At 61.1% G+C, this 8,189-nt stretch carries 4 protein-coding genes and 8 pseudogenes; 8 read left to right on the plus strand and 4 right to left on the minus strand.

Annotated features, from left to right (window positions below):
• Positions 1-171: 171 nt before the first annotated feature.
• Entirely contained in the window at positions 172-522 is a 351-nt protein-coding gene (locus IVA87_RS26735; protein WP_247335804.1) for a transposase, read from the minus strand.
• Positions 523-684: 162 nt separating this feature from the next.
• Here IVA87_RS26735 and IVA87_RS26740 point away from each other — a divergent pair.
• Positions 685-944: pseudogene (locus IVA87_RS26740) on the plus strand (transposase); the annotation flags it as partial.
• A 2-nt stretch (positions 945-946) separates the two neighbouring features.
• On the opposite strand, the gene IVA87_RS26745 reads toward IVA87_RS26740, so the two are convergent.
• The 3 genes from IVA87_RS26745 to IVA87_RS26755 all read right to left on the minus strand — a co-directional run bounded on the left by IVA87_RS26745 (position 947) and on the right by IVA87_RS26755 (position 2,673).
• Complete coding sequence (locus IVA87_RS26745) at positions 947-1,087, minus strand: hypothetical protein (RefSeq protein WP_247335805.1); 141 nt, start codon at positions 1,085-1,087, stop codon at positions 947-949.
• A 136-nt stretch (positions 1,088-1,223) separates the two neighbouring features.
• Positions 1,224-2,159, minus strand: coding sequence for a TauD/TfdA family dioxygenase (locus IVA87_RS26750; RefSeq protein ID WP_247335807.1), 936 nt, complete (start codon positions 2,157-2,159; stop codon positions 1,224-1,226).
• Between the two features lie 349 nt (positions 2,160-2,508).
• Complete coding sequence (locus IVA87_RS26755) at positions 2,509-2,673, minus strand: hypothetical protein (protein ID WP_346658381.1); 165 nt, start codon at positions 2,671-2,673, stop codon at positions 2,509-2,511.
• A 144-nt stretch (positions 2,674-2,817) separates the two neighbouring features.
• On the opposite strand from IVA87_RS26755, the pseudogene IVA87_RS26760 reads away from it, so the two are divergent.
• From IVA87_RS26760 to IVA87_RS26790, 7 pseudogenes are all read left to right on the plus strand, one after another.
• A pseudogene (locus IVA87_RS26760) lies at positions 2,818-2,925 on the plus strand (transposase); the annotation flags it as partial.
• Between the two features lie 238 nt (positions 2,926-3,163).
• Positions 3,164-4,024: pseudogene (locus IVA87_RS26765) on the plus strand (site-specific integrase).
• A gap of 9 nt (positions 4,025-4,033) precedes the next feature.
• A pseudogene (locus tag IVA87_RS26770) lies at positions 4,034-5,050 on the plus strand (IS91 family transposase); the annotation flags it as partial.
• A gap of 561 nt (positions 5,051-5,611) precedes the next feature.
• Positions 5,612-6,465 (plus strand): annotated as a pseudogene (locus IVA87_RS26775) (IS5 family transposase); the annotation flags it as partial.
• Positions 6,466-6,504: 39 nt separating this feature from the next.
• A pseudogene (locus IVA87_RS26780) lies at positions 6,505-7,262 on the plus strand (IS110 family transposase); the annotation flags it as partial.
• 288 nt (positions 7,263-7,550) lie between these two features.
• Positions 7,551-8,039, plus strand: a pseudogene (locus tag IVA87_RS26785) (IS5/IS1182 family transposase); the annotation flags it as partial.
• A pseudogene (locus tag IVA87_RS26790) lies at positions 8,036-8,170 on the plus strand (transposase); the annotation flags it as partial. The pseudogenes IVA87_RS26785 and IVA87_RS26790, both read left to right, overlap by 4 nt.
• Positions 8,171-8,189 lie beyond the last annotated feature (19 nt).

An 8,189-nucleotide genomic window follows, 5' to 3' on the forward strand; every position in this document is an offset into this window, starting at 1 on the left:
GCCAAAGAATCTTCACCAGATCACCGCGGCGGCCCCGGAAGATGTAGAGATCGCCGGCATGAGGATCGCGCTTCAGATTCTCCTGGACCGCAAGCGCCAGGCTTTGCATGCCGCGACGCATATCGATGTGGCCAGTGGCGATCCAGACCCTGACGCCGCTCGGGATCGGGATCATCGTCGTCTCAAAATTTCAAGAACCCGCTGCAGCGCCTCGGTGTCTACGTCCCGGTCAACGCGCACGCGACAGCCGCCGCCAAGGTCGATCTCGATAATGCCGGCCCCTGCACGTTGCGCAGGCGATGAAGACACCGGTTGTGGCGCGTCACTCGAGATCGGAGCCGCCGCAGGCGTGATCTCAACCGGAACAAGCGCCGGCGCGGCATCCCCGCTCAACTTGCCGTCGCGCGCCAACCGGCGCCACGTGAACAATTGGCTTGTCGACAGCCCGTTGCGTCGCGCCGTCACCGACACCAGACGTGGCCCGCCATAGCTCTCGGTGACGATCCCCTGCTTTTCTTCCAATGTCCACGGCGTCGAGCGCCCGTCGAGACGACTTCAAGTCGGGAAACCTTCGGCATAGGCATATGGTCAGTCATACGCCTAAGTCTTCATCCTCCATCAAACCGCGCAAGGCGGTCCTCGCCGAAGCGATACGCAAGATTGACCTGCGAATCAGGAGAGACGATGAGCAGACGACCCCGTCGGCACCACGCACCGGCATTCAAGGCGAAGGTGGCGTTAGCCGCGATCAAGGGCGAGATGACGCTGGCCCAGCCGGCTGAGCATTTCGACGTGCACCCGAACCAGATCACGCAGTGGAAGGCCCAGCTTCAGGAAGCGGCGGCCGATGTGTTCGGTCCTGGTGAGGCAACCGAATGAGCGAGCCCGCGGTTGACGTGAAAGCGCTGCACGCCAAGATCGGGGAGCTGACCCTGGAGAACGATTCCTAAGAAACGGCATCGCCGACGTTCGGCTCCAATGGCTGGAGAATGAAGCCGAATGCCTTGGCGCGCCGATGCAAATTGTTGACCACTCGCGTCCGGTAGCGCGTCTCGTAGGAAGAGGCCCCGGGATCGACATAGTCCATTCCGTATCGCACAGCATTAAGGCGCATCTCCTCTGAGGAAGACTGTTTCCAGAACCGCTGAGCCGTCGTCGCTCCAATCGCCGAGGCTGTCGACGCCGCCAACTACCTCAAGCCCACGCTATCGAGCCTTGTGTGATTATACTTTGGCGATCCTCGCGGGCTGCTGTTTGATGGCCTTTATGCGCGTTATGCTGCGGCGACCGTCGATGCTGACGGGCACCTCACCAGCTACCGTGGCACGACGAACGATGCGATGCTGCTCGCCGTAATCGTAGACCGCATAATGTTGCGTCGCGCGGTTATCCCAGATCGCAACATCGCCCTCTTTCCAATTCCAACGCACTGTGTTCTCGGGCGCGGTGATATGGAACTGGAACATATCTAACAGTCTCTGGCCGTCATACCTAGGGATATCAACAAAACGTTGTACCCAATCGCTGAGCACCAGCGTGCGTTCGCCAGTTTCAGGGTGTACACGCACTACGGGGTGCTCCGTCTCGTAGATCGTTTTGGTGTAGACTTCCTCCCAATGTTTCTTGTCAGCCTCACTAAGGCGGGCCATTATAGTGGAATCGAAGGCGTTGCTGAAAACAGCCCAGAGCTCGTCAGCAAGTCGTTGCAGCGGTCGCGGCAGGTCGAGATAAGCGGCCCCGGAGTTTGCCCAGATAGTATCGCCACCGAATGGCGGTATCACAACGCCTCGCAGTACCGCCATCTTGGGATAGGCATCCACGAAGATCATATCAGTGTGCCACAGGTCGGCTCGGCTAGCGCCGCGGGCGGAATCAAGCTCTATGATCGACGCCGTTCCCTTGACGGCCCCAACGGTCGGATGCGGCACAAGACTTCCGAAACGAAGTGCAAAGCGCTCCTGTTCGACGTCGTTGAGATGGCCTTGCTCCCGGAAGAAGATGACTTTATGCTTGAGCAGCTGGCTGTTGATCGCAGCGATCGTCTCGTCCGGCAACTCTCCAGACAGTTTGATATTCCTGATCTCAGCGCCGATGCGCGCGGCGCGTTTCACGATGTCGGCACGCGGAATGACATTGTCGATCAAGGCGGTCTTATTCATGGTGGCATTCTCCGATATTGCTAGCTGCGGCACGAATTGAACGGACGCCAGATGCAGACCACACAAACGGCTTCATCAAGATTCTCAACGATTTGCGTGTTAGATATCGGCCAAGTGACGTGTGACTAGCGCGACGGTCATCAGCTTACTATTGACATGGGCCTGCCACCTCCATCAATTGCAAACGTTGGTAGTTGACGACGAGCCCGAACCCTTCCATGTCGCTAGGGGAGCTGTGCCATAGTGGTGACGCCGAAGGCCGAGAGGCCCAAGAGCTCGAGAAGGTGCTCACTTCCACTTACCGCGCGAAGCTCCTCGATCGGGGCGGGTCCGAGGGTATCCATCCCAGCTAGGCCGCGGACGAGGGCTCACGATTCCGCCGCTTGAGGAATTCGGGGTCGTCCTTGTGCATCCTGATGAGCTCCGTCAGGTTTTCGATGCCGAAGACGGTGAACGCCATGACCTGGTCGTCACCTATGCCGTAAACCCAGACGACGCCATCCTCTGTGTCCATTCGATCGGCCACGTCCCAGAGCCAGTCCTCGTCTTGCTTTTGCGAAGCGAGCGAGACGCGCCGTCATGAGAAGTGTGGCCATCACGGCAGCCCGCTCGGCGCCGCGATCAGAACCGGCGAACAACCATACATAAGGACCAGAGCATGAAGCACAGTCGCTTTACGGAAGCGCAGATCATCGGGATTTTGAAGGAGCACGAAGCTGGCGTTTCGGTCGCCGATCTGTGCCGCAAGCATGGCGTCAGTGACGCCCCTCTCCAAAGTCGTCCGTGAAGAGTGGCTAAGCGATTGAGCTAGAATCGCATTTGTCGTTGTGGACTGTTTTGCGTTTGCAGGGGTTTGATGCTTTGGGCGTCGGAACCTTGCAATTTCATTTTCAGGATTGAACGAAGCCGCTGTCGCGCATGTAGGGAGGCATAGCCAGGATTGCCTCCTGTCTGAGAGGATTGCGGGTTTCCGAAGCCCAACCCTTCAGACAGGAGGTTTTCCGATGGCTGAGATCAGCCCACTTCGCCGCCGCATGATCGAGGACATGACGGTCCGCAATCTGTCACCGGCGACGCAGCAATCCTACCTCAACGCCGTAGCGAAGTTGAGCCGGTATTTCGGTCGCTCTCCCGACCGCCTTGACGTGGAGGATATCCGTGCCTTCCAGGTTCATCTGGTGGCGACGGGGATGTCCTGGCCGGCGCTGAACCAGATCGTGTGCGCGCTGCGGTTTTTCTATGGTGTGACGCTTGGTCATGACACCGTTCCGGAGCGCATCGCCTATGCGCGCCAACCGCGCAAACTTCCGGTCGTGCTGGAGCGCCGACGAGGTCGTGCGCTTCCTGGAAGCAATCCCAAGCCTCAAGAGCGGTACCGCGCTGACCACCGTCTATGCCGCAGGCTTGCGCGTATCGGAAGTGGTCCTCTTGAAGGTTGTCGACATCGACAGCCAACGGATGCTGATCCGGGTCGAGCACGGCAAGGGTGGCAAGGACCGTCACGTTATGCTCTCGCCGCAGCTTTTGAGGATTCTGCGGACGTATTGGCGGCTCACTCGGCCAAAGCGATGGTTGTTTCCCGGCCGCGACGACGAGCGTCCGCTCGTCCCGAACGTGCTGCACGCCGCCTGCCGTTCAGCTTGTGCGGCGGCCGGCTTGAGCAAGTCGGTGACGGTGCACACGCTGCGGCACACATTCGGGACCCATCTCCTGGAGAACGGGGCGACGTGCGCATCATCCAGGTGCTGCTCGGCCATGCCAGCCTGGCCAGCACGGCGCGCTATACCCAGGTCGCCACCAAGACCATCAGCAATACGCCAAGTCCGCTGGACCGGCTCCATCTGGAGGTCGTGCCGCCCGGCTGAGCGGGCGCCATGGCTCCGGTTCTGGAAGTGGCGGATATCTTCCGCCGCCACGGCGAAGCGTTTCAGCAAGCCCGTGCCGAGCATCTGGGCCGCGTAGCGGCGCGTCATGGGCGCGATCACGGCCTGCCGGACGGCTGTGCTCGGCGGCCACGTCGAGCAGTGCGATGACTGCGGCGCCACACGCATTGCCTACAACTCCTGCCGCAATCGGCATTGCCCGAAGTGCCAGGGCGCGGCGCGCGCGCAATGGCTCGCCGAACGGCAAGCTGAACTCCTTCCCGTACCGTATTTCCACGTCGTCTTCACCATGCCGGCCCTCGCCGGAGGGATCGCCTTCCAGAACAAGGCCGCCGTCTATGCCATCCTGTTCCGCTGCGCAGCCGAGACGCTCACCACCATCGCAGCCGACCCCAAGCATCTCGGCGCTCAGCTCGGCGTGACTGCCGTCCTCCATACCTGGGGCCAGACCCTGCAACACCATCCGCATATCCACTGCGTCGTGCCGGGCGGTGGACCCTCGCTCGACGGCACACGCTGGGTCGCTTGCGCGGCCCGGCTTCTTCTGCCAGTGCGCGTCCTCTCCCGGCTGTTCCGCCGCCTGTTTCTGCAAGAGCTACAAGTTGCCTACGCGGCTGGCCAGCTGAGCTTCTTTGGCGCACTCGCCCATCTCACCGATCCCGCTGCATTCGCCGCGCGCCTTAATCAACTTCGACAGACCGACTGGGTCGTCTATGCCAAGCCACCATTTGGCGGGCCCGAACAGGTGCTGGCTTATCTCGGCCGCTATGCGCACCGCGTCGCCATCGCCAACAGTCGGCTGATCTCGCTTGCCAACGGCAAGGTGAGCTTTTCCTGGAAGGACTATCGGCAGACTCGTAAAGCCAAAGTGATGACGCTTGATGCCGATGAGTTCATTCGGCGCTTTCTCTACACACCCTGCCGGACGGCTTCCATCGCATCCGCCACTATGGCTTCCTCGCCAATGGCGGACGCAGCGATAAAATCGCTCTCTGCCGTCAACTCCTTACTGTCCGCACGCTCCGACTGATCAAGAAGCCGGCGACGATCCCCTTACTAAATGTGAGATCCCCGTCTGCCCCCATTGTGGCGGCACCATGCGGCGCGTCGATGTCGTCCCGCGAGCCTGCGCCCGCGACCATCCGTTTCGTTGTGATACGTCATGACCAGCGCCTGCACCATCCACCCCTTCTGTGATCACCTTCTCAGTGGCAATGTCCGATGTCGCCGTGGCCGCGTTCGTCACCGAACACCCTGCCAATCGTTCGGCCACGCATTCCAGCGCAGCAAGTCGCTCGCTGGATCGCGGCCTTTGCCCGATCAATCCGGCCTCTCACATCCGATCAATGACTCGTCGACGCGCGACGACCCCAGGCGCGCCTTCCCCGCAGCCCCAACCGCTGCACTATTCCCATAGCGCCCACAACTCCGCGGCTTCGTTGAATCCGTCTTCTATGAGGTCGCACGCACAAGCGGGCGCGTGGCTCGCGCCTGCCACGCGACCTCACAGAGCCCTCAAGATTCCGTCGAATCGCTAACCATGATTCCGTCATCGCATCGGAGGTGGCGATGCGACCGAAGAAGCACAGGACGACGGGATCGGGCGATCTGTTCCGGGCCAGGCTGGACCAAATCATCAATATGAAGCATGAGCTGGTTCAGCTCGCCGGCAAGGTCGATTGGGACTGGATCGACGGCGAGATCGCGCCGCTCTATAGCGAGAATGGTCGGCACGGGATCGCGACCCGCCTCATGATCGGGCTGTTGCTGCTCAAGCACATTTACGGGCTGTCCGATGAGGGGGTGAGCGAGCGCTGGGTCCACGACCCATATTTCCAGTACTTCACCGGCGAAGAGTTCTTCCAGCACGCATTCCCGCACGAGCGCTCGGACCTGAGCCACTGGCGCAAGCGGCTCGGCGACAAGCTGGAGCTGTTGCTGGCCGAGAGCTTGCGGGTGGCACACGAGGCCGGCGCGTTACGCAGCCAAGACATCAAGCGGGTCACAGTCGATACCACCGTGCAGCCGAAGGCGATCACCTTCCCGACCGATGCCAAGCTCTTGCACGCGGCGATCAAGGGGCTCAACCGTCTGACGGGGAAGCACGGCGTCAAGCTGCGGCAGTCCTATCTGCGCATTGCCAAAACCGCGACAATGATGGCGGGCGCTACGGCCATGCCAAGCAATTCAAGCGGCATCAGCGGCAGTTGCGCATCCTGCGCAGCCGGCTGGGCCGGATCATCCGCGATATCCGCCGCAAGATCGAAGGTCAGGCTGTGCTTGAGAACACGTTCGCCCTCGCGCTCAGCCGGGCCTCGCAGATCCGCTCGCAGCAGCAGCGCCAGCGCGGCTTCAAGCTTTATTCCTTCCACGCCCCGGAGGTGGAGTGCATCGGCAAGGGCAAAGCAGCCGCGCCTTACGAGTTAATGGCATGGACCACGCCCGCTCTCAGCGGCAAGGTAGAGCCCGAAGCCATCGCAGAGGCGGCGCAACGCTCGACCATGCGCTTCGTCCCGTTGAAATCGGCCGAGCAACTTGACTTGCAGGCGCTGCACAGAGTTCGCAGTCGATTGGTGACGCAGAGAACCGCGGTCATCAATCAAATCCGAGTTTTTTTGCTTGAGCGAGGGCTGGCAGTTCGGCAGGGAGCGGCAGCACTTCGATTGGCACACAGATTCTCTCGATGCTCTCGGATAACTTGTCGCCTCGAGTGGTTCGGCTCATTCAGGACCTGGCCGAAGACTGGCGCTTTCTCGAGCGGCGGGTCGCATCGATCACGAAGGAAATTGACGAACTCGCTGATCAAGACGCACACTGTCGCCGCCTGATGAATGCGCCGGGTGTCGGACCAATCATCTCAAGTGCGATGATCGCCGCGATCGGAACTGGTGATGCCTTCCATAAGGGTCGCGACTTTGCGGCATGGCTTGGCCTCGTACCGAAACAAATCTCGACTGGCGATCGAACCATTCTCGGCCGCATATCGAGGCGTGGCAACCGGTACCTGCGAACGCTGTTCATTCAAGGGGCCAGGGCCGTTCTACTAAGGCGTCAGAGTTGGTCCAGGCATGGCTTCGGAGCCTGGTTGGAAGCAGCATCCAAGCGGCTCCACTCGAATGTACTGGTTGTCGCCCTGGCCACAAAACTCGCGCGCCTAGCCTGGAGCATGCTCGCAAAGGGCCGTCATTACGACGCCAACTTCACGAGCCACGCCGCGTAAGACAGGGCCCGGGAAGGAAGAAGATCCACGATCCACCCGGAAAGGCACAATGTCCCGCCGAGGTTTGGGAGACGGAAAGGACGAATAGAGCAACGGTTGCACCGACACTTCTGAAGCCTGGTTCGACGCCATGGCCCTTCTTGAGGCCGGCGAGTTATTGAGGACAGAAGTGGGCGGATATCCATAGTGGCTCGAGGCGAGAGCCTCAAATCGAAGCCGGATAGATTGGCGCAGACCGCTACATCCCTTTGTCGATTCCTCTTGCAACGCGGGCGTGGTCCATAGGTGGGCGTCAAAGCCTCCATCGTCACCAACAACCGCCGTTCTCCCGGGGGCCTGTTCGTGCTCCACGCCAGGGCGCTACCCGATCACCCCTACCACGGTCACACCTTGCGGGACGTCATCGACCGCACCGAGACACTCACCGGCTGCGCGATCGAGCGCGACTACGTCGACAAGGGATACCGCGGCCACGACGCACAAAATCCCCGACGGATCTTCATCTCCGGCCAGAAGCGCGGCGTCTTCGGTGTCATCAGGCGCGAGCTGCGCCGCCGCTCCGCCATCGAACCCATCATCGGACACCTGAAGGCCGATGGTCACCTCGGCCGCTGCTACCTCAAAGGCCGCGCCGGCGATGCGGCTAACGTCATCCTCTCAGCCGTCGGCCACAACTTCCGCCGCATCCTCGCCTGGCTCAGAGAACTCTCGTGCCTCATCCTGCTCCAGCTATGGCGCACGTTCGGCCGTCCCGCCCCGCTCAATTCGCCTTCTTAACGGACGACTACAAATGGAAGGCAAAATTCGGCGGGATGGAGGTGTCGGAGGCCAAGCGGCTGAAGACGCTGGATGACGAGAACACGCGGCTGAAACGGGTGCTGGCCGACGCCATGCTGGACGACGCGGCCTGAAAGGACCTCTTGGGAA

The organism is Bradyrhizobium sp. 147 (assembly GCF_023073935.1).
In the GTDB taxonomy this organism is placed as follows: domain Bacteria; phylum Pseudomonadota; class Alphaproteobacteria; order Rhizobiales; family Xanthobacteraceae; genus Bradyrhizobium.